The organism is Rubrivivax rivuli (genome assembly GCF_004016505.1).
GTDB lineage: Bacteria > Pseudomonadota > Gammaproteobacteria > Burkholderiales > Burkholderiaceae_C > Rubrivivax > Rubrivivax rivuli.
Genome location: NZ_SACR01000005.1, coordinates 578,692 through 598,442 on the forward strand (window position 1 = coordinate 578,692; position 19,751 = coordinate 598,442).

General features: G+C 73.1%; 11 protein-coding genes and 1 tRNA gene. 7 read left to right on the top strand and 5 right to left on the bottom strand.

What is annotated here, in order from left to right; translation table 11 throughout:
• Positions 1-3 precede the first annotated feature (3 nt).
• Positions 4-864 carry a DUF4394 domain-containing protein gene (locus tag EOE66_RS18525; RefSeq protein WP_128230195.1) on the bottom strand — a complete coding sequence of 287 codons (861 nt, stop codon included), beginning with the start codon at positions 862-864 and terminating at the stop codon, positions 4-6.
• A 148-nt stretch (positions 865-1,012) separates the two neighbouring features.
• Complete coding sequence (gene ppc / locus EOE66_RS18530; RefSeq protein ID WP_375137492.1) at positions 1,013-3,997, bottom strand: phosphoenolpyruvate carboxylase; 2,985 nt, start codon at positions 3,995-3,997, stop codon at positions 1,013-1,015.
• Here ppc and hemC point away from each other — a divergent pair.
• From hemC to EOE66_RS18560, 6 genes are all read left to right on the top strand, one after another.
• Positions 3,978-4,907 carry a hydroxymethylbilane synthase gene (gene hemC / locus EOE66_RS18535; protein ID WP_128230197.1) on the top strand — a complete coding sequence of 310 codons (930 nt, stop codon included), beginning with the start codon at positions 3,978-3,980 and terminating at the stop codon, positions 4,905-4,907. The genes ppc and hemC overlap by 20 nt on opposite strands.
• Positions 4,908-4,939: 32 nt before the next feature.
• Positions 4,940-5,722 (top strand): uroporphyrinogen-III synthase, encoded by a 783-nt coding sequence (locus tag EOE66_RS18540; RefSeq protein ID WP_205702734.1) that lies wholly within the window; start codon positions 4,940-4,942, stop codon positions 5,720-5,722.
• A gap of 53 nt (positions 5,723-5,775) precedes the next feature.
• The gene (locus tag EOE66_RS18545; RefSeq protein WP_128230248.1) at positions 5,776-6,888 is read left to right on the top strand and encodes a uroporphyrinogen-III C-methyltransferase; all 1,113 of its coding nucleotides are present in this window, start codon (positions 5,776-5,778) and stop codon (positions 6,886-6,888) included.
• Positions 6,889-6,930: 42 nt separating this feature from the next.
• Positions 6,931-8,190, top strand: coding sequence for a heme biosynthesis HemY N-terminal domain-containing protein (locus EOE66_RS18550; RefSeq protein ID WP_128230198.1), 1,260 nt, complete (start codon positions 6,931-6,933; stop codon positions 8,188-8,190).
• 78 nt (positions 8,191-8,268) lie between these two features.
• A tRNA-Arg gene (locus EOE66_RS18555) sits at positions 8,269-8,345 on the top strand.
• 140 nt (positions 8,346-8,485) lie between these two features.
• Positions 8,486-8,698, top strand: a complete 213-nt coding sequence (locus EOE66_RS18560; RefSeq protein WP_128230199.1) for a hypothetical protein — start codon at positions 8,486-8,488, stop codon at positions 8,696-8,698.
• A 24-nt stretch (positions 8,699-8,722) separates the two neighbouring features.
• Here the strand turns inward: EOE66_RS18560 and EOE66_RS18565 are convergent, their stop codons facing one another.
• Positions 8,723-9,652 carry an MBL fold metallo-hydrolase gene (locus tag EOE66_RS18565; protein ID WP_128230200.1) on the bottom strand — a complete coding sequence of 310 codons (930 nt, stop codon included), beginning with the start codon at positions 9,650-9,652 and terminating at the stop codon, positions 8,723-8,725.
• A gap of 190 nt (positions 9,653-9,842) precedes the next feature.
• Here EOE66_RS18565 and EOE66_RS18570 point away from each other — a divergent pair, with 190 nt between their 5' ends.
• Positions 9,843-10,175: a hypothetical protein gene (locus EOE66_RS18570; RefSeq protein WP_128230201.1), complete on the top strand. Its 333-nt coding sequence runs from the start codon at positions 9,843-9,845 to the stop codon at positions 10,173-10,175.
• A gap of 43 nt (positions 10,176-10,218) precedes the next feature.
• Here EOE66_RS18570 and EOE66_RS18575 read toward each other — a convergent pair whose 3' ends face one another.
• Together EOE66_RS18575 and EOE66_RS18580 are read right to left on the bottom strand one after the other, a co-directional pair.
• Positions 10,219-11,646 carry a caspase family protein gene (locus tag EOE66_RS18575; protein ID WP_128230202.1) on the bottom strand — a complete coding sequence of 476 codons (1,428 nt, stop codon included), beginning with the start codon at positions 11,644-11,646 and terminating at the stop codon, positions 10,219-10,221.
• A gap of 30 nt (positions 11,647-11,676) precedes the next feature.
• Complete coding sequence (locus EOE66_RS18580; RefSeq protein ID WP_205702736.1) at positions 11,677-19,743, bottom strand: beta strand repeat-containing protein; 8,067 nt, start codon at positions 19,741-19,743, stop codon at positions 11,677-11,679.
• Positions 19,744-19,751 lie beyond the last annotated feature (8 nt).

Sequence of the window (19,751 nt, forward strand, 5' to 3'; positions counted from 1 at the left end):
GGCTCAGGTGTGGCGCCGGCGCCGCGCCGCGCCCACCGCCACGCCGATGCCCGCCAGCATCAAGGCCCAGGTCCCCGGCTCGGGCACGGCCGAGACGGTCAGCCCCGTCAGCGTGCCGTTGAACTCCCCCACCATCGTGGCCGCGCCCGTCATCAGGTTGATGCCGTAAAGCCCCGTGCCTAGCGTGCCGCCGTCGCGGTTCAGCGCCGCGTAGGCCATGCCGTTGGCCAGGATCTCGAAGCCGTTGGCGTTCAGCACGTCCAGGCCCAGTGCGCCGACGGTGGTGATGGTCGGGTTGTTGAAACCGCTGGCGGCGAAGGCCAGGGTGTCGGTGGCACCGTTGATGTAGTACAGGCCCGTGGTGGTGGGGGCGCCCGCCGGGTTGCTGTTGGTGTAGGCCACGCCGCTGTGGCCGCTGGCGATGGGCGTGGCCGTGGTCACGGCGCCGGAGACGGCGTTGATCGCGAAGTTGCCACCCATCGAGCCCACCACGCGCAGCGAGGTGGCGCCGGCGAAATCGGCCACGGGGTTGAAGTCCAGGCCCCAGCCCTGCGCGCCGTTGACCACGGTGGTGGACAGGGCCGCCACGAAGGTGGCCGCGCCCGTGCTCTCGTTCAGCGTGTAGAGGCGGTTGCTGAGCGTCAGGCCGTAGATCGTGTTGTTGCTCGGGCGCAGGTCGATGCCGACGAAGCGGTCGCCGGCGTCCAGGCCGGTGATGGCGGTGCGCGTGGCCATGCCGGGGTTGGCGGCGTCGAAGCGCGCGATCTCGTTGGCGCTGGTGATGCCGACGAGCATCTGCGCCTGGGCGCTGGCGGCCAGGCAGGCCAGCGCGGCAGCGCTCAGCAGGCGGGTGCGGGTTTGCATGAAGGTGACTCCTGAAGGTTGCTGTGGCGCCGGCAACGCGGCCCGCACACGGGCCCACGCCACCGACCCTCAGCCCTACGCACCCCAGGCCGCGGCGGATGCGCCGCCGCCCCGTCTAGCCAGCCTGCCCCCCGCAAACGCGGGAGTCTCAGCCCGTGTTGCGCAGCCCCGCGGCAATGCCGTTGATGCTGAGGTGGATGCCGCGCTGCAGCCGCTCCACCCCTTCCTGCCCCTCGCGCCGCGTGCGGTAGCGGCGCATCAGCTCCACCTGCAGGTGGTTCAGCGGGTCCAGGTAGGGGAAGCGGTGCGCGATGCTGCGCGCCAGCGCCGGGTTGCCTTGCAGCGGCTGCTGCTGGCCGGTGATGAGCGTCAGCGCCTCGCTCGCACGCTGCCACTCGGCCTTCAGCAGGCCGAAGATGCGCTTGGCCACCTTCTTGTCTTCCACCAGCTCCACGTAGCGGGCGGCGATGCGCAGGTCGCTCTTGGCCAGCACCATGTCCAGGTTGCTCAGCAGCGTGCGGAAGAAGGGCCACTGCTTGTGCATGCGCTGCAGCAGCGCGGCGCGTTCGGCGCGGTCGCCCTGGGCCAGGAAGGCCTCGATGGCGCTGCCGAAGCCGCACCAGCCTGGCAGCGCCATGCGGCACTGGCCCCAGCTGAAGCTCCAGGGGATGGCGCGCAGGTCTTCGATGGCGCGCGTGGCCTTGCGGCTGGCCGGGCGGCTGCCGATATTCAACTCGGCGATCTCGCGGATGGGCGTGGCGGCAAAGAAGTAGTCGGTGAAGCCCGGCGTGCCGTAGACCAGCTGGCGGTAGGCCTGGAAACTGGCTTCGCTGATCTCGGCCGCGGCGTCCAGGAAGGCCTTGGGCGCCGGCTTGGTCGGGTGCAGCATCGTCGCCTCCAGGGTGGCGGCCACCAGGGTTTCCAGGTTGCGGCGGCCGATCTCGGGGTTGGCGTACTTGCTGGCGATCACCTCGCCCTGCTCGGTGAGGCGGATCTGCCCGTTCACCGTGCCCGGCGGCTGCGCCAGGATGGCCTGGTAGCTGGGCCCGCCGCCGCGGCCCACCGTGCCGCCGCGGCCGTGGAAGAGGCGCAGCGTGATGGGCCTGCTGCCGGCGTGCGCGGCGTTCAGCTCGGCGAACAGCGCGGCCAGCGCCGTTTCGGCGCGGAACAGCTCCCAGTGGCTGGTGAAGCTGCCGCCGTCCTTGTTGCTGTCGCTGTAGCCCAGCATCACGTCCTGCTCGGCGCCACTGGCCAGCACCAGCGCGTGCACCCCGGGCAGCGCGTAGAACTCGCGCATGATGGGTTCGCTGCGGCGCAGGTCGCCGATGGTCTCGAACAGCGGCACCGTGATCAGCGCTGCCTTGGCGCCCGGCTGGTCCAGCGTGCCCGTGAGCAGGCCGGCCTCCTTCTGCAGCAGCAGCACTTCCAGCAGGTCGCTCACCTCTTCGGTGTGGCTGATGATGCAGTGGCGCAGTGTCTGCGCGCCGTAGCGCGTGAGCGCCTCGCGCGCGGTCTCGAAGATGGCCAGCTCGTCCTGCGTCAAGGGGCTGTAGGCCGTGCCGTGCACGCGCAGCGGGCGGGCGTCGTTCAGCAGCGCCAGCAGGCAGGTGCGGCGCTCGGTCTCGCCCAGCGCGCTGTAGTCGGGTTCGATGCGCGCCACGCGCAGCAGCTCGGCCACCACGGCCTCGTGCTTGTCGCTGCTCTGGCGCAGGTCGAGCGTGGCAAGGTGAAAGCCGAACACCTGCACCGCGCGCATCAGCGGCGCCAGGCGCGGGCCCACCAGGGCCTGCGCGTGGTGGCTGCACAGGCTGCGCTCGATGGTGCGCAGGTCGGCGAGGAAGGCCTCGGGGCCCGGGTAGGGGTTCTGCGGCGCCACGGCATGGCGCAGGGCTTCGGTGCCGGTCAGCGCCTGCAGCGTGGCCGCCAGGCGCGAGTACATGCCGATCAGCGCACGGCGGTAGGGTTCGTCCAGCCGGTGCGGGTTGCTGTCGGGCGAGGCGGCGGCCAGCGCCAGCATCTCGGGCGAAACCGGCGCCAGCGTGCCGCTGATGGAGAGCTCGGCGCCGAGCTCGTGCACCTCGGTCAGGTAAAAACGCAGCGCCACCTCGGCCTGTCGCTTCAGCGCATGGGCCAGCGTGGCGGCGGTCACGTTCGGGTTGCCGTCGCGGTCGCCGCCGATCCAGTGGCCCATGCGCAGGAAGTTGCCCACGGCGTGGCCGGGCAGGGCCCGCTCGACGTCGCGGTACAGCCGCGGAATCTCGCGCAGGAAGGTGGTGCCGTAGTAGCTGAGCGCGTTCTCGATCTCGTCGGCCACCGTCAGCTTGGCGGTGCGCAGCATGCGTGTCTGCCACAGCTGGGTGACGCGGGCGCGCATCAGCGCCTCGTTGTCGGCGCGGCGCTCTTCGGTGGGCAGCTCGTCGCGCTGCTCCAGCAGTTCGGCCACGGCGCGCTCGGCGTCCAGGATGCTCTTGCGCTGCACCTCGGTGGGGTGGGCCGTGAGCACCGGGCTGATGTAGGCGCCATGCAGCGTGGCGGCGATGTCGGCGGCGCGGTGGTCGGCGCGCTGCAGGCGCTCGAAGCTCAGCGCGAGCGAGCCTTCCTGCAGATCGCCGGCCTTCTCGTGCACGCTGCGGCGGCGCACGTGGTGGCGGTCTTCGGCGATGTTGGCCAGGTGGCTGAAGTAGCTGAAGGCGCGGATGACGGTGACGGTCTGGTCGGCGCTCAGGTTCTTCAGCAGCCGGTCGAGCACACGCCCGGCGCTGGCGTCGGCCTTCAGCCGGTAGGCCACGCTGAGCTGGCGCACACGCTCGATGAGTTCGAAAGCGGCCGTGCCTTCCTGCTCGCGGATCACGTCACCCAGGATGCGGCCCAGTAACCGGATGTCTTCCACCAGCGGCTTGTTTTTCGAGGCCGCATCGTCAGAGGGCGTGTTTTTGAACTTTGTGGTGCTGGTCCTGGTGGTTTTCACCGGCTTGGTGCGAGCGGGGGCGGGGCGCGGCATCTTGGGCTCCTGAGCTGTAACCGAGTTACCAATTCTCGCGCAATCCGCGTGCCTGCCCGCCTGCCCGCTGCCGCCGGCGGCTGCGGGCAGGGCGCTGGCTATCATCTGGCGCATGAATGCACCCACCGTCATCGCCACGCGCGAAAGCCGCCTGGCCCTCTGGCAGGCCGAACACGTGCGCGACACGCTCATGGCCCGTTTTGGCCTGCCGGTCGAGCTGCTGGGCATGACGACCCGCGGCGACCAGATCCTCGACCGCGCGCTGTCCAAGGTCGGCGGCAAGGGCCTCTTCGTGAAGGAGCTGGAGACGGCACTCGAAGAAGGCCGCGCCCATCTGGCCGTGCATTCGCTGAAGGACGTGCCGATGGAGCTGCCCGAGGGCTTCGCGCTCGCGGCCATCTGGGAACGTGAGGACCCGCGCGACGCCTTCGTCTCCAACCAGTACGACAACGTCGACGCGCTGCCGCAGGGCGCCGTGGTCGGCACGAGCAGCCTGCGCCGCGTGGTGCAGCTGCTGGCGCGCCGACCCGACCTGCAGATCGAGCCGCTGCGCGGCAACCTCGACACCCGCCTGCGCAAGCTCGACGAAGGCGGCTTCCACGCCATCGTGCTGGCCGCCGCCGGCTTGAAGCGCCTGGGTCTGGCCTCGCGCATCCGCGGCACCTTCGACCCCGAGGTGATGATCCCGGCCGCCGGCCAGGGCGCCCTGGGCATCGAGGTGCGCGAGGACAACACCGCGCTGCGCGAACTGCTGGCGCAGACCCTGCACCAGCCCACCTTCCTGGCCTGCCACGCCGAACGCGCGGTGTCGCGTTCGCTCGGCGGCAGCTGCAGCATGCCGCTGGCTGCGCACGCGGTGTGGGAAGGCGACACCCTGCGCATCGACGCCGCGCTGGGCGATGCCAACGAACTCACGCGCCCGCTGCTGCGCACGCGCCTGGCCGCCGTCGTCACCGACGAGGCCGGCGCCCGCGCGCTGGGCAACGAAGCGGCCGCACAGCTGCGCGCCGCCGGCGCCGGCAGCTACCTGCCCGCCGCCTGAGCGCCGCGGCAGCGCCCGCCTGCGGGGCCGAGATGGCACTGCACTGCATCGTCACCCGTCCCGCCGCGCAGGCGGCCGACTGGGTAGCGGCCCTGCACGCCCTCGGGGCGGCGGCGTCTGCGTTGCCGCTGATCGACATCGCCCCGCCCACCGACCCCACACCCGTGCGGGCAGCCTGGGAGCGCTTGCCTTCGCGGGCCCTGGTGATGTTCGTCAGCGCCAACGCCGTGCAGCACTTCTTCGCGCTGGCGCCCGCCGGCGCGGGCTGGCCGGCCGGCGTGCGCGCCGGCTGCACCGGCCCGGGCACGGCCGCGGCCTTGCAGGCCGCCGGCGTGCCAGCGGCGGCGGTGGTGCAGCCGGCCCCGGGCGCCGGCCTGGACTCTGAAGGCCTGTGGGCACAGCTCGAGGCCGAGCCCTGGGCCGGCCGGCAGGTGCTGGTGGTGCGCGGTGAAGAGGGCCGCGACTGGTTGGCCGACACCTTGCGCGAGCGCGGTGCAGACGTGGCCTTCGTGGCCGCCTACCGGCGCTGCCCGCCGGTGCTGGATGCTGCCGGCCAAGCGCTGCTCGCCAGGGCGCAGGCCGAGCCGGCGGCTCACGGCTGGGTGTTCAGCAGCAGCGAGGCCGTGGCGCACCTGCGTGCGCTGGTGCCCGCGGCGCGCTGGCAGGGCGCCTGTGCGCTGGCCTCGCACCCCCGCATCGCCCAGGCCGCACGCGAGGCAGGCTTTGGCAGGGTCGAACTGCTGCCCGCCCCCACGCCTGCGGCCGTGACTGCCTGGGCACAGAGGTGCGCGCCGATACAATCGGCCTCGCAGTGACACAGCCCTGAAGCAGCCTTTCTGAGCGAGATTTGAGCGAGAACACCGCCCCCTTGCCCGATCCCGCGCCCGCCCTCACGCCGGCCCCGGCCGCCGCCGGGCCCGCGCCTGCAGCGCTGGTGTCGCACCCGCCCGGTCATGGCCGCTGGATCGCTGCCGGTGCCGCTGTCCTTGCCGCCCTGGCCACGGGCGCCACGGTTCTTGCCTGGAACACGCAGCAGCGTGTGAAGTCGCTGGAAGCCGAACTCGTCAAGCGCCAGGCCGACAGTGGCAGCCAAGCCACCGAGGCGCGCACGCTGGCCCGCCAGGCGGAGATCACCGCCCGCGAAGCCGCCGCCAAGCTGGCGCTGCTGGAAGCCCGCGTGGCCGAGACCTCGCTGCAGCGCAGCCAACTCGAAGAACTGATCCAGAGCCTGGCCCGATCGCGCGATGAAAACGTGCTGGCCGATGTCGACGCGGCGCTGCGCGTGGCGCTTCAGCAGTCGGCCATCACCGGCAGCGCCGAGCCACTGGTCGTCACGCTCAAGCAGGCCGACGAGCGCTTGGCGCGTTTCAACCAGCCGCGCCTGGAGCGAGTGCGCCGCGCGCTGGCCCAGGACCTGGAGCGCACGCGCAGCGCGGGCGTCACCGACATCACCGTGCTCACCATCCGGCTGGACGAGGTGATCCGGCAGGTGGACGAACTGCCGCTGGTGTCGGCCCCCGAGCGGCGCGCCGCTGCGCGCAGCGCCGAAGCGGCCGCCACGGCCGCGGCCGTGCCGGCTTCGGCGGCCAGCGGTTCGGGCCTGGGAGGCCTGATCGGGCAGCGCTGGGCCAGCGTCGCCTCGGTGTTCTGGCAGGAGGTGAAGAGCCTCGTGCGCGTGACCCGCATCGACCAGCCCGAGGCGATGCTGGTGGCCCCCGAGCAGGCCTTCTTCCTGCGAGAGAACCTCAAGCTGCGGCTGCTGAATGCACGCCTGGCCTTGCTTTCGCGCCAGTTCGACACCGCGCAGAGCGACCTGCGCGAGGCGCAGCGCGCACTCGAGACCTATTTCGACCGGGAGCACCGCCGCGTGGTGGCCGCCAGCGAACTGGTGCGCGGCGTCACGGGCCAGGCGCGCCTGGTCACCGTGCCCCGGCCTGACGCCACGCTGGCTGCCATCGCCACGGCCTCGGCCGGGCGCTGAGCCGGTGTGCCGGCGCTGCACTGCTCCTGACACGCCGAAGCCATGCGCAGCGTCATCGTCCTCGTCCTGATCTTCGTGGTGGCCGTGGTGGCGGCCACCACGCTGGGCAGCAACGACGGCCTGGTCAGCATCTACTGGGCCGGCTGGCGCAGCGATTTTTCGCTCAACCTGTTCGTCATCGTGCTGCTGGGCGCCTGCGCGGTGCTGATGGCCTCGGTGCAGGCCCTGGGCGCGCTGGTCAGCCTGCCGCGGCGTGCCGGCGAGTGGCGGGCGCTGCGCCGCGAGCGCGCGGCCCAGGCGGCGTTGCGAGAGGCGCTGGTGGAGTACTTCGGTGCCCGTTATGGCCGTGCACGCAAGGCCGCCGAGCGCGCGCTGCTCATTGCCGACGACACGCCGGCGCTCTCGGCCGATGCCGAGTTCCTGGTGCTGGCGCAGCTGCTGGCAGCCGGCAGCCTGCACCGCCTGCAAGATCGCAGCCGGCGTGACGAGACGCTGCGCCGCGCGCTCAAGACCGCGCGCGGCGGCAAGGCCCTGCGCACGGGTGGGCGCAATGCCGAAGAGGCTGCGCGGCTGCTGGCCGCCGAATGGGCGCTGGACGACCGCGACGCCCCGCGCGCGCTGGAGTCGCTCGAAGCCCTGGCGCCGGGCGTGGGCCGGCGCACCCACGCGCTGCGCCTGAAACTGCAGGCCCTGCGCATGGCGCGCCAGCCGCTGGCCGCGTTGCAGACCGCGCGCCTGCTCGCCAACCACCAGGCCTTCTCGCCCGTGGTCGCGCAGAGCCTGCTGCGTTCACTGGCCGGCGAGACGCTGGAAGGGGCGCACGACGCGCAGCAGTTGCGCCGCCTGTGGGGCCAGTTCGACACCGCCGACCGTCGCGATCCCGCAGTGAGCGCACGCGCCGCCCTGCGCGCCGTGCAGTTGGAGGCGGCGGACGATGCGCGCCTGTGGCTCAAGCCCTTCTGGGAGCGGCTGTCGGAGCTCTCTCGCGAAGACCGCGAGCTGGTGGCGCTGGCGCTCATCGAGGCGCGCCGCGGCATCGGCAGCGACTGGCTGCCTCGCCTGGAAGCCGCCGCCCAGGCCTACGCCCATGAAGGCGCGGTGGTGGCCGCCGTCGGCATGGTCTTCGCCGAGCGCCAGCTTTGGGGCAAGGCACGCCGCCTGCTGGAGCAGGCCGCAGCGGCACCGGGTCTGTCGGCTGCCACGCGTCGCACGGCCTGGCGCGAACTGGCCGCCCTGGCGCGCCAGGAGGGCGACGAGAGCCGCGCGGTGCAGTGCGAGCGCGCCGCTGCGCTGCTCGATTGAGCGCTGCAGCATTTTTGTGTCCAGGCCTGGCAGGCCTTGAGAGATTTTCAGAACGCGTGCTATACTGCAAGGCTTGATGCGGCTGTAGCTCAGCTGGATAGAGTACTTGGCTACGAACCAAGGGGTCGTGGGTTCGATTCCTGCCAGCCGCACCAAAAATTGACGAGGGTTAGCACGCCAGGCGTGCTAACCCTTTTGTCTTGATGGCGGGTGCTCCCGGCTCTCGTTGCAGGCCGGCGGGGTGAGAAGCCAGCCCGGCTCGCCGCCGACGTTTCGGACCACAGGGTTCCTGACCATGACCGTTTTCTACTGGGTGATGGGTGTGCTCATCGTGGGCACGCTGGTGCCTTCGGTGCTCTACATGGGGCTCTATGCCGCCACCGGCGAAGACGCCTGCCTGCGCCGTGCGCAGGCGCTGTGGAACATCTCGCGCGTGTTCGCCCTACTCGGCTTCAACCTGCTCGTCTGGGGCCACGTCGTCTACGGGCTGTGGCAGATCTGGTCGTGAGCGGCAACTGCCGCTCCGGCCCGATCATGCGCTGAAGATCTCGCCCTCGCGCCGCTGCAGCACGCCCGCCTTGCACAGGTCTTCCACCAGCGTCTGCCCGTAGGCGGCCAGGCTGCCCCCCGGTGCGCCCAGCCGCTCCCACACCTGGCCGTAGAGCGGCGCCGCCAGCAGCCACGTCTGCAGGGCGTGCAAGGGCTCGTGGCCGACCTCCATCACGTGGAAACTGATCAGGGCCTTCATCGCGTGGCGTGCATGCCGCTGCGGGTCGGCGCGGAAGGCCGCCAGGCGCTGGCGCGCCCGGACCAGCGCGCCCTGCACATCGCTGAAGGCCGCCCCATGCCCGGGGAGGGCCCTGCGCGCGCCGAGTGATTCGATCAGGTCCAGCGTGGCTGCCACCTCGTCGAAGGCTGCGGCGCCGTCCAGCTCGGGGAAGACGATGCCGAAGCCGTGCTCCCACAGGGCATCGGCGGTGATGACGATGCCGTCCTGGTCGTCGAAGAAGATCAGCGAGTGCGGGTCGTGCCCGGGCGCGGCCAGCGCCTTCCAGGTGCGACCCGCCACGCGCAAGCTGTCGCCTGGCCGCATGCGGCCATCGGGCACGAAAGGCTCGCAGCGCTGGCCGGTGGCGCGGTAACTGAGGCGGCTTTCATCCCAGGCCTGCACCGCGTCCCAGTCGCCCGGGGGCATGTGCAGGGTGCAGCCGAAGTGACGCTGCACGGCGGCGTTGCCGCCGCAGTGATCGGAGTGCAGGTGGGTGTTCACCAGGGCGCGTAACGCTTCGCCTTGCAACGCGTGCTGTACCAGCGCCACGGTTTGTCCAGCATGCACGCAGTGGCCCGCGTCGATCAGCACGGCGCCTTCGCCCGCACCGTGCAGCAGGATGCTGTTGGAAGACAGCCAGCCGCGCTCCAGCAGCGTGACGCCGGGCATCTCGGAAGGGGGTGTCGCGGGCACGGCGGGCGGCAAGGGTGGTGGGCTGGCGGGCCCGCGCATTCTCGGCCAGACCCGACGTCTGGTGGCGCGCAGGCGTGCTGGCCGCCGAAATGCACGGTGAAAGCCCGTTTCGTCCGCGCTTGGCGCCGCGGCCCAGCGCCCTATGGTGCAGACACCGAGCCTGCCTCAGTCCGTCTTGCCGGAGCGTGCCATGTCCCACCTCGCCAGCCCGTCCGCCTTCGCCGACACCGAACTGCTGCCCCCGCCCGCCTTCGCAGCGGCCCGGCCCGCAGAAGGGGGCACGGGCACGGCGCCGAGTGCGGGCGCCGAGGCGCAGGCGCGTCGCGCCGCACTGGCCATCGCCGTGGTGCCGCCCGCGGTGTTGCTGGGGCTGCTGGCGGTGGTGGCGGGGCTGATCGAACCGGCCACCGGCATGGCCTTGTTCGCCACCGGCATGGCCTGGCTGGTCTACGAGATGCACCGCTACCTGCGGCGCGTGGAGGCCGAACTCGAAACCGCCCTGCAGCCCGGCCCCTGGGGCTGAGCCCGCGCCCGGCGCGCTGCGCCACGCGGGCCCCAGCCAGCGCTCATTTGCGCGAGTTGTCCAAGGAGGGCGGCGGGGTGTAGCCGAGCTCCCGTGCGCGCGCCTCGAACTGCGCCGCCAGCAGCGGCTGCCCGACGCGGCGGTAGTGCAGCGCCAGCTCGTAGCTGGCGATACCGTTGCCCAGCGCCGCCGCGAACTGCAGCCAGCCTTCGTAGCGGCTTGCATCGAAGCGTTGACCGTCGCGTCCATAGGCGCGGGCCAGGCGGGCGGCCGCGTCCTTGTCGCCGCGACCGGCCTTCACCAGTTCGGCCTCGGGCACCTCGGGCCCTGGCTGGAAGGCGGTGCGGAAGAGGCGCACGTCGCGCCTGCGCAGGATGGCCGCCGCTTCGTTGGCTCCGGCGCGTGCCACCTCGGCACTGCCGGCCAGGCGGCTGCCCGGGTGGTTCTTGAGGAACTCGGCGGCCAGCCGTGCGATCTCGGCCGGCCACACGGCCGCCTCGAGCTGGGCCCAGTCGGCGGCTTCGTCTCGGCTGGCAAAGCGAGCGGGTGCCGGTGCGCTGGTGGCGACGGCCTCGGGCGGTGGCAGCGGCGCCAGGCGGCGCGAGATCTGCGTGTTCTCGGCAATGAAGGGAAACTGCGCGAACTGGCGCAGCAGCGGCACCGGGTGGTTGAGCATGACGTTCTGCACGTCCAGCTTCACCAGGCGGAACAGGTCGGAAAAACTGATCTCGTCGGAAGCGTTCTCCAGCAGCTTCACGAGCGAGGCCGTGTAGAAGGTGTTGCGCGTGTCGTCGGCCGGTGCGATGGCGGGTTTGCCGGCCCCGGTGGCGAAGGCGATCAGGCAGCCGCGTGGCGCTTCCACCTGGTTCAGACCGTCGCCGCCGGCCACGTCGCGCAAGGAGGTGCGGCAGGCGTCGATGATCGCGATCGTCAGTCCGTTGGGGCGCTGGGGCAGTTCGCCGATCACGTCACGCGTGAGCGTCATGCTGCCGCGTGCCAGGGCCTCGGGCCGGGCCTTGGGGCTGATGCGCGCCGAAACCAGCAGGTTCTCGGCGTCGACCTGTGCGCCGTGGCCCGAGAAGTAGAACAGCACCGTGGCGTCTGGCGGTGCCGCGCGCACCTTGGCGGCAAAAGCGGCCGTGGCAGCGCGCGCGGAGGCCAGATCGAGGTCGAGCCCCTGCGTGACCTCGAAGCCGCGCCGCTCCAGCACGGCACGCAGATCGCGCACGTTCTTGTGGATGGGCGGCAGGTCTTCGCCCTCGGGGTAGTCGCGGTTGCCGATCAGCAGCGCCATGCGCGGCGGCTCACCGCTGCGCACGGGGGCCGGGGCCTGCGCCAGCGCGGGCGCGCTGAAGGCCGCGCCCTGCGTGGCTGCAGCCACCGCGCCGGCCCATTGCAGCCAGCGGCGCCGCGCCAGGGCCGGGTCACGGGCGGCCAGGGGCAGGGAAGGCAACGGTGCTTTGTTCTTCATGCGGCGGGCTCGGGCTCGTCTCTCGATCAGTCAGTTGGCAGGGCCGCACAGCAGTGCCCCGGCCGCAGGTGCGCAGCCGCTGGGCACGCGCAAGCCCTCGGTGCCCTGGGTGGCCGCAGGGGCCGGGCCCACTTCGGCGATCACGCCGGCCCGCAGGCGCACGGCCACGTTCTCGGTGCGCACCGCGTCGTCGAAGCCGGCCTTGCGGGCGCCTTCGGACACCGCCACCGTGGCCGAGATCGAGTTCTCCACCTGCGGCGTGGTGGGCAGCACGCCGTTGTAGAAGACCGGGATCTGCGCCTGGTTGCCGGCACCGTCGAAGAAGAAGCGGTAACCGCCGGAGGGGTTGACCACCGGGCCGCGCAGCAGCACCGCGGTGGCCCCGCGCGCACCGTTGCGCGGCAGCACGGTCACGAAGCCGGCGTCCAGCGGCAGCGTGCGGTTGCCGTAGGCTCGGCTGCCCACGTCGACGCGCAGGCCGCCCTCGTTGCCCGGTGCGCCGAAGGGGAAGCTCAGTTCGAAGGCAGCCGGCGTGAGTTCGAGCGTCAGCGCCGGCAGCGAGGTGACCGTGCCGGCCGTGCTGTCGAAGGGCAGGCGCGCCACGATGGTGGCGGCGTTGCCCACCGTGCTCAGCCGGTCGGCACGCAGGCTCACCACATCGGCCAGCACGCCGTCGCCGCCGATGTTCACCGTGCCGCCCTCGATGCGAACGCGGCTCTGCACCGCGTAGTTGGCGGTCACGCCGTTGAAGCTGAGCGCGGTGCTGTTGGCCGACCAGGGCGAGTTCAGCGCGCCGCTCAGCACCGAGAGCTCGCCGAGGAAGCTGTTGGCCGCCTGCAGCAACTGCACCGAGCCACCGTTGGGGGCCAGCACGCGCAAGCTCGCGCCGGAAGCGACGCTGATGCGGCTGCCGGTCTCGGCCGACACCGCGTCGGCCGCGAAGGCGATGGGCAGCGACGTGGCCTGGCGGTTGGCCAGCTCTTCGCCCGGGGCCAGCACCGCCAGCGGTGCCGCTGCCACCAGCGACAGCGTGCCGCCTGACACGGTGGTCACGCCGGTCAGCGACAAGGCGCCGCTGTCGATGCGCCCGCCGTCGGCCGCGTTCACGGTGCCCAGCACCAGGCTGCGGGGCACGTTGCCCTCGGTGCCGCTGGACAGCGTCAGCGCCCCGCGCGCGTCGATGGACACCGTGCCGCCGAAACGGTTGCCGGCGTTCGGCGCCTCGATGCGCTGCCCGCTCAGGCGCAGGGCTGCCGGCGCGCTGACGGCGCCGCGCAGCAGCAGGTCGCCGGTGGTGACGAGTTCGCTGCCCAGCGCCACGCTGCCATCGGCCTCCACCGTGCGCACGGCTTCGCGCCCGCCCAGCGCCAGCCGGCCTGCGGCCAGCACGCGCAGGTCGCTGCCGTCGGGCAACTCGTCGGCGCTGGCGGTGGCGAGTTCTCCACGTGTCACGGTGGTGGCGCCGGTGTAGCTCTTGTTGTTGCCGCTGAAGAGCAAGCGGCCCGTGCCGGCCTGCTCCACCGCGCCGCTGCCGCTGATGGGTTGGGCCAGCGTGTGCGTGTCGCTGCGCGCCAGGCTCAGCAGGCCCGTGAGCTCGAAGGCGCTGGTGGCCAGGCTGCCCGTGCTGCCCCCGTCGCCCACCCGCAAGGTGCCGGCGGCCACGCGTGTGAGGCCGGTGTAGGTGTTCGTGCCCGTGAGCGTGAAGACGCTGCTGCTGCCCTGCTTGACCAGGCCGCCGCTGCCGCTGATGACACCGGCGAAGCTGCTGTCGCCACCCGTGCCGGTGCTGAGCGTGAAGCTGCCCAGGCTCAGGTTGCCGGCGCCGGCCAGGCTGCCGAGGTTCTGGTCGCCGGCAAAGGCGAGAGCCCCGCCGGCGGCCACCTGCACCGCAGGCAGTGCGGGCAGGCGTTGGGCGGCCGCCAGCGCAAGCGTGCCGCTCTCGACGAGCACCGACGACACCGCAGCCGTGCCCGCCAGCGTGCTGTTGCCCCGCGCAACCAGGCTGCCGGCGCCGAAGTTCGCTTCGGCCCGCCCGCCGTCCACCAGGTAGGTGGCGGCCGTCAGCGTGCCGCCGCCGGTGTAGGTGCCCGCCAGCGCGAGGCTGCCGATGGTGTCGGTCGCCGCCAGCACCAGCGTCGCGCCGCTGGCCACGCCGAGGGCCGCGCTGTCGCTCAGGCGGTCGGCGCTGCCCAGCGTGAAGCTGCCGCCATCGATGAACAGGCTGCCGGCACCCGCGCGGCCATCCAGCCGCGTGTTGCCGGTGCTGCGCAGTGTGCCGGTGCCGAGATCGGCCACCACGGTGGCGCCGTCGAGGGTGTAGCTGGCGCCGCTGAGGACGCCACTGCCGTTCAGGGTGCCTGCCAGCGTGAGGCTGGCCGCGGTGTCGTTGCCGGCCAGCGTGAGCGTGGCCCCGCGGGCCACGGCCACGGTGGCGGTGTCGGCCAGGCGATCGGCGCTGCCGAGCACCAGCGTGCCGGCGTCCACCTGCAGCGCCGAGGAGGCGAGCGTGCCCGCGGCCACCAGGGTGCCGGCCTGCACGCGCGTGCTGCCGGTGTAGGCCTGGTTGCCGGCCAGCGTGAAGCTGCTGCTGCCGGTCTTGACGAGTCCGCCGGTGCCGCTGAGCGTCCCGGCGTAGCTGCTGTCGCCGCCACTGCCGGTGCGCAGCGTGAAGCTGCCCAGCGCCACGTTGCCGCCGCCGGTCAGGGTGCCCAAGCCCTGGTCGCCCCCGAACGCGAGGCTCGCGCCTGCGCTGAGGTTGACGGCCGGCAGGGCCGGCAGGCGCTCGGCGCCGGCAAGCGTGAGCGTGCCGTCCAGCACTTCCACCAGGCTGGCGGCCGAGATGCTGTTGAGCACGCTGTCGCCACGGCTGCTGAGGCTGCCGGCGCCCAGTGGCGTGTTCACGGTGCCACCTTCGAGGGCGTAGCGGGTGGCCGTGAGCTGGCCCGTGCCGCCCACCGTGCCACCGGCCAGCGTGAGGCTGGCCACGGTCTCGTCGCCATTGAGTTGCAAGATCGCGAAGCGGTCCACGCGCACGGCGCTGTTGTCGGCCAGGCGTTCTGCCGCGGCCAGGGCCAGCGTGCCGGCCTCCACCCGCGTGCTGCCGCTGTGGCTGTTGCTGCCCCCCAGCGTGAACACCGAGGGGCCCTGCTTGACGAGATCGCCTGTGCCTTCCAACTGGCCGTCGAAGCGGCTGTCGCCGCCCAGGCCGCTGCGCAGCGTGTGGCTGGCCAGGGCCACGCGGCCCGCGCCGGCCAGCGTGCCCAGGCGCTGGTCACCGCCCAGCGCCAGCGTGGCGCCAGTGGCCACGGTGACGGCCGGCAGCGCCACCAGACGGTCGGCCGCGGCCAGGGTGAGCGTGCCGCTGTCCACCTGCACCGTGCTGGCGGCGGTGGTGCTTTCCAGGCGGCTGTTCCCGGTGGACCGCAGGGTGCCGGCGCCCAAGGCGGCGCTGGCGGTGCCGCCGTCGAGCGCGACGGTGGCCGCCGTGAAGGTGCCGCTGCCGCCCAACGTGCCGGCCAGCGTGAGGCTGGCCACGGCGTCGTTGCCGTTCAGCGTGAGGGTGGCGCCGCTGGCCACCGCGACGGTGGCGGTGTCGGCCAGGCGGTCTGCCGCAGTGAGCACCAGCGTGCCGGCGTCGACCTGCAGCGCGGCCGAGGCCAGGCTGCCTTGCACCGTGAGCGTGCCGCCTTCCACCGTGGTGCGCCCGGTGTAGCCCTGCGCCGCGCCCAGCGTGAAGCTGCCGCCACCCTGCTTGACCAGTGCGCCGGTGCCGCTGAGCACGCCAGCGTAGCTGCTGCTGCCCCCGCTGCCGGTGCGCAGCGTGGCGCTGCCCAGCGCGATGTCGCCGCCGCCGGCGAGGGTGCCCAGCGTCTCGTCGCCGGCCAGCCGAAGACTCGTGCCGGGGTTCAGCGTGACGGCCGCCGGGCCAGCCAGGCGTTGCGCGCTGCCCAGGCTGAGGGTGCCGCTGTCCAGCAAGACGCTGTTGGCCAGCAGCGTGCCGTTGAGCGTGCTGCTGCCGGTGCTGCTGAAACTGCCGACGGCCAGTGCAGCGTCGGCGCGCCCGCCCTGGAGCGCGGCGCTCGTGGCCGTGAGGCGGCCGCTGCCGGCCAGCGTGCCGGCCAGGCTGAGTTGCCCGATGGTGTCGTCGCCGGCCATCTGCAGCGTGGCGCCGCTGGCCACGGCCACGGCCGCGCCGTTGGCCAGCCTGTCGGCGGCGCCCAGCGTGAGCGTGCCGCTGTCCACCGCCACGTCGGTGGCGGCGCTGGCGCCCTGCAGGCGGCTGCTGCCGGTGCTGACGAGGCGACCGGTGCCGAGATCGGCGACCACGGTACCGCTGGCCAGCGTGTAGGTGGCGGCGGTGAGCGTTGCGCTGCCCTGCAGCGTGCCGGCCAGCACGAGGCTGGCAACGCGGTCGTTGCCGCCGGGCGCCAGCGTGGCGCCGCTGGCCACCGTCAGCGCGCTGGCATCGGGCAGCACATCGGCCGCTGCCGTGCCCAGCGTGCCGGCCAGCACCTGCGTGCTGCCGGTGTAGGTGTTGGCACCGCCCAGCGTGAAGCTGCCGGGGCCCGTCTTCACGAGGCCGCCCGTGCCGGTGAGCGTGCCGTCGTAGCGGCTGTCGCCGCCGCTGCCGGTGTTGAGCGTGAAGGACGCCAGGTCGACCGCGCCCGCGCCGGCCAGCGTGCCCAGCGTTTCGTCGCCGCCCAGGCGCAGCGAGGCGCCGGCGGCAACGCTGGTGGCCGGGGTGGCGCTCAGACGCCCGGCGCTGGCCAGGGTGAGCGTGCCCCCGTTGACAAGCAGGCTGCCGGCTGCGCTGCGCCCGCTGAGCGTGCTGAGGCCGGTGCTGCCGAGCACCCCGGCGCCCAGGTTAGCCGCCACCGTGGCGCCATCGAGTGCGTAGCTGGCGGCGGTGAGTGTGCCGGCGCCCTGCAGCGTGCCGGCCAGGGCCAGCGCCGCGACGGTGTCGTCGCCGGTCAGGCTCAGGGTGGCGCCGCTGGCCACGCTCAGCTGCGCGGCGTCGGCCAGGCGGTCGGCGGCAGCCAGTGTGAGCGTGCCGCCGAGCACCTGCACCTGCAGCGCCGCGGCGGTGCCGGTGAGGGTGCTGCTGCCACTGCTGAGCAGCGTGCCCGCGCCGAGGTTGGCGTTGACGCTGGCGCCGGCCAGCGTGTAGGTCGTCGCTGTGAGCGTGCCGTTGCCAGCCAGGGTGCCGGCCAGGGCCAGACTGCCGACAGTGTCGCTGCCGCCGAGCGCCAGCGTGGCGCCTGCGGCCACCGTCAGCGCTGCGCCATCGGCCAGGCGGTTGGCGCCGCCCAGGGTGAGCGTGCCGCCGGTCACCTGCACCGTGGTGGCGGCGCTGTTGGCGTTCAGCTGGGTGTTGCCGCTGCTGGTGAGGGCACCGGCGCCCAGCGCCGCCCCGACCGTGGCGCCCGACAGCGCGTAGGTGCTGGCGCTCAATGTGCCGCTGCCCCCCAGCGTGCCGGCCAGCGTGAGGCTGGCCACGCTGTCGTTGCCGCCCAGCGTGAGGGTGGCGCCGCTGGCCACGTCGAGGGCGCTGCCGTCGGGCAGCACATCGGCGGCAGCGGTGAGCAGGCGCCCTGCGAGCACGCGCGTGGCGCCGGTGTAGAGCTGGCTGCCGCCCAGCGTGAAGTTGCCGTTGCCTTGCTTGACGAGGCCACCGCTGCCGCTGAGGGTGCCGCTGTAGGTGCTGTCGCCGGCCCCGCCCGTCGTCAGCACGAAGCTGCCCAGGGTGACATTGCCAGTGCCGGCCAGAGCGCCGAGCGTGTGATCGCCTTGCAGCACCAGGGTGGCGCCGCCGGCCAGCGTGGTGACGGGTGATGCGGTCAGGCGGTTGGCGGCACTCAGGCTCAGCGTGCCGCCGTCGACCGCCAGGGATGTGGCCGCCGAACTGCCGTTCAACTGGCTGCTGCCTGTGCTGCGCAGCGTGCCGGCGCCCAGGTTGGCATCGACGCGACCGCCGTTCAGGTCGACGGTGGCGGCCGTCAGCGTGCCGCTGCCTTCCAGCGTGCCGGCCAGGGCCAGGCTGGCGACGGTGTCGTCGCCGGCCAGCGTGAGCCGGGCGCCGCTGGCGACGTTGAGCGTGGCGGTGTCGGCCAGCCGGTTGGCGCCGTCCAGCACCAGCGTGCCGCCTGCCACCTGCACCATGGCCGAGGCCAGCGTGCCGCCCACGCGCAGCGTGCCCCCTTCCACCCGCGTGGTGCCGGTGTAGGCCTGGGCGCCGTTCAACGTGAAGCTGCTGTTGCCCGCCTTGACGACACCACCGCTGCCGCTGAAGGCACCGCCGAAGACCGAGTCGGCCAGGCCCGCATGGGTGAGCGTCGCGCCGCCCAGGGCCACGTTGCCGCTGCCGGCCACCGAGCCGAAGGTTTCGGCGCCGGCCAAGGTGAGGCCGGCGCCGGTGTTGATGGTGAGCGCGGGGCTGGCGCTGAAGCGGCTGGGTGCGCCCAGCGTGAGCGTGCCGGTGTTGATGGTGACGGTGGCGGCCGCGCTGGTGGCGTTCAGCGTGCTGTTGCCGCTGACCGTGAGATCGCCGGCGCCCAGCGGCGTGTCGTAGGTGCCGCCGGTGAGGGTGTAGGTGCCGGCCGAGAGCGTGCCGGTGCCATCGAGGGTGCCCGACAGCGCCAGCAGGCGCACGGTGTCGTCGCCGTTCAAGCGCAGCGTGGCGCCCCCGACCACCGTGACGGCGGCGTTGTCCGACAGCCGGTTGGCCGCGCCCAGGGTGAGCGTGCCCCCGTTGACGTTGACGGTGTCGGCGGCGGAGGTTCCCGCGAGCGTGGCGTTGCCGGTGCTCGTCAAGGTGCCGGCCCCCAGGTTGGCCAGGGCCGTGGCGCCAGCTTGCAGGGTGTAGGTGGTGGCGGCGAGCGTGCGCCCGGCGCTGCCCAGCGTGCCGGCCAGCGTGAGCGTGCCCACGGTCTCGGTGCCGCCCAGCAGCAGGCTGCTGCCGCCGGCCACGGTGAGTGCGGCGGTGTCGGCCAGGCGCTCGGCAACAGCCAGCGTGAAGACGCCGCCTTCGACGTTCACCACCGCGTTGGCGGCGGTGCCGCTGAGCGTGGCGTTGCCCGTCACGCGCAGCGTGGTGCCGGCCAGGTTGGCGTCCACGCTGGCACCGGTCTGCAGCGTGGTGGTGGTGGCCGTGAGTGTCTGTGTGCTGCCGGCCAGCGTGCCGGCCAGGGCCAGCGTGGCCACGGTGTCGTTGCCGGCCAGGGCCAGCGTCGCGCCACTGGCCACGCTGACCGCGGCGTTGTCTGCCAGCCGGTCGGCGCTGCCCAACGAGAGGATGCCGCCGTTGACGTTGACCGTGCCCGCACCGGCGGCGCCGCCCAGGCTGCTGTTGCCGGCGACGTTGAGCACACCGGCGCCCAGGTCGGCGCCCGCCAGCGTGGCCGAGCCTGCGGCCAGCGCGTAGCTGGCGGCGGTCAGTGCGCCGGTGCCTGCCAGCGTGCCGCTCAAGGCCAGGCTGCCGACCGTGTCGGCGCCCCCCAGCGTGAGCGTGGCGCCGCTGGCCACCGTGACCGCGCTGCCATCGGGCAGGCGGTTGTCGCCCTGCAACACGAGGTTGCCTTGGGCGACCAAGGTGCTGCCACCGTAGGCCTGCGCGCCGGTGAGCGTGTAGCTGCCGGTGCCGGTCTTCACCAGCCCGCCAGTGCCGGTGAGTGAGCCTGCGTAGACGAGGTTGGCGCTGGAGGCGAGGGTGAGGGTGTGGCTGGCGAGGTTGACGGTGCCGGTGCCGAGCACGGCCGCGAGGGTCTGGTTGCCGCCCAGGGCCAGCGTGGCGGGGCCGGCCACCGTGACGCTGGCCGTGGAGGCCAGCCGGCTGGCGCTGGCGAGCGTGAGCGTGCCGCCATCGATCTGCACCGTGGTGGCCGCGGCGGTGCCCTGCAGCGTGGCGTTGCCGCTGACCGTGAGGTTGCTGCCGCCCAGGTTGGCCTGCACCAGCGCGCCGCTGGCGAGCGTGGTGTCGGCGGTGAGGGTGCTGGCGCCGGCCAGCGTGCCGCCCAGCGTGAGCGTGGCGACGCTGTCGTTGCCGCCGAGGCTGAGCGTGGCGCCGTTGACGACGCTGACGGTGCCCGCATCGGGCAGCACGTTCGCGC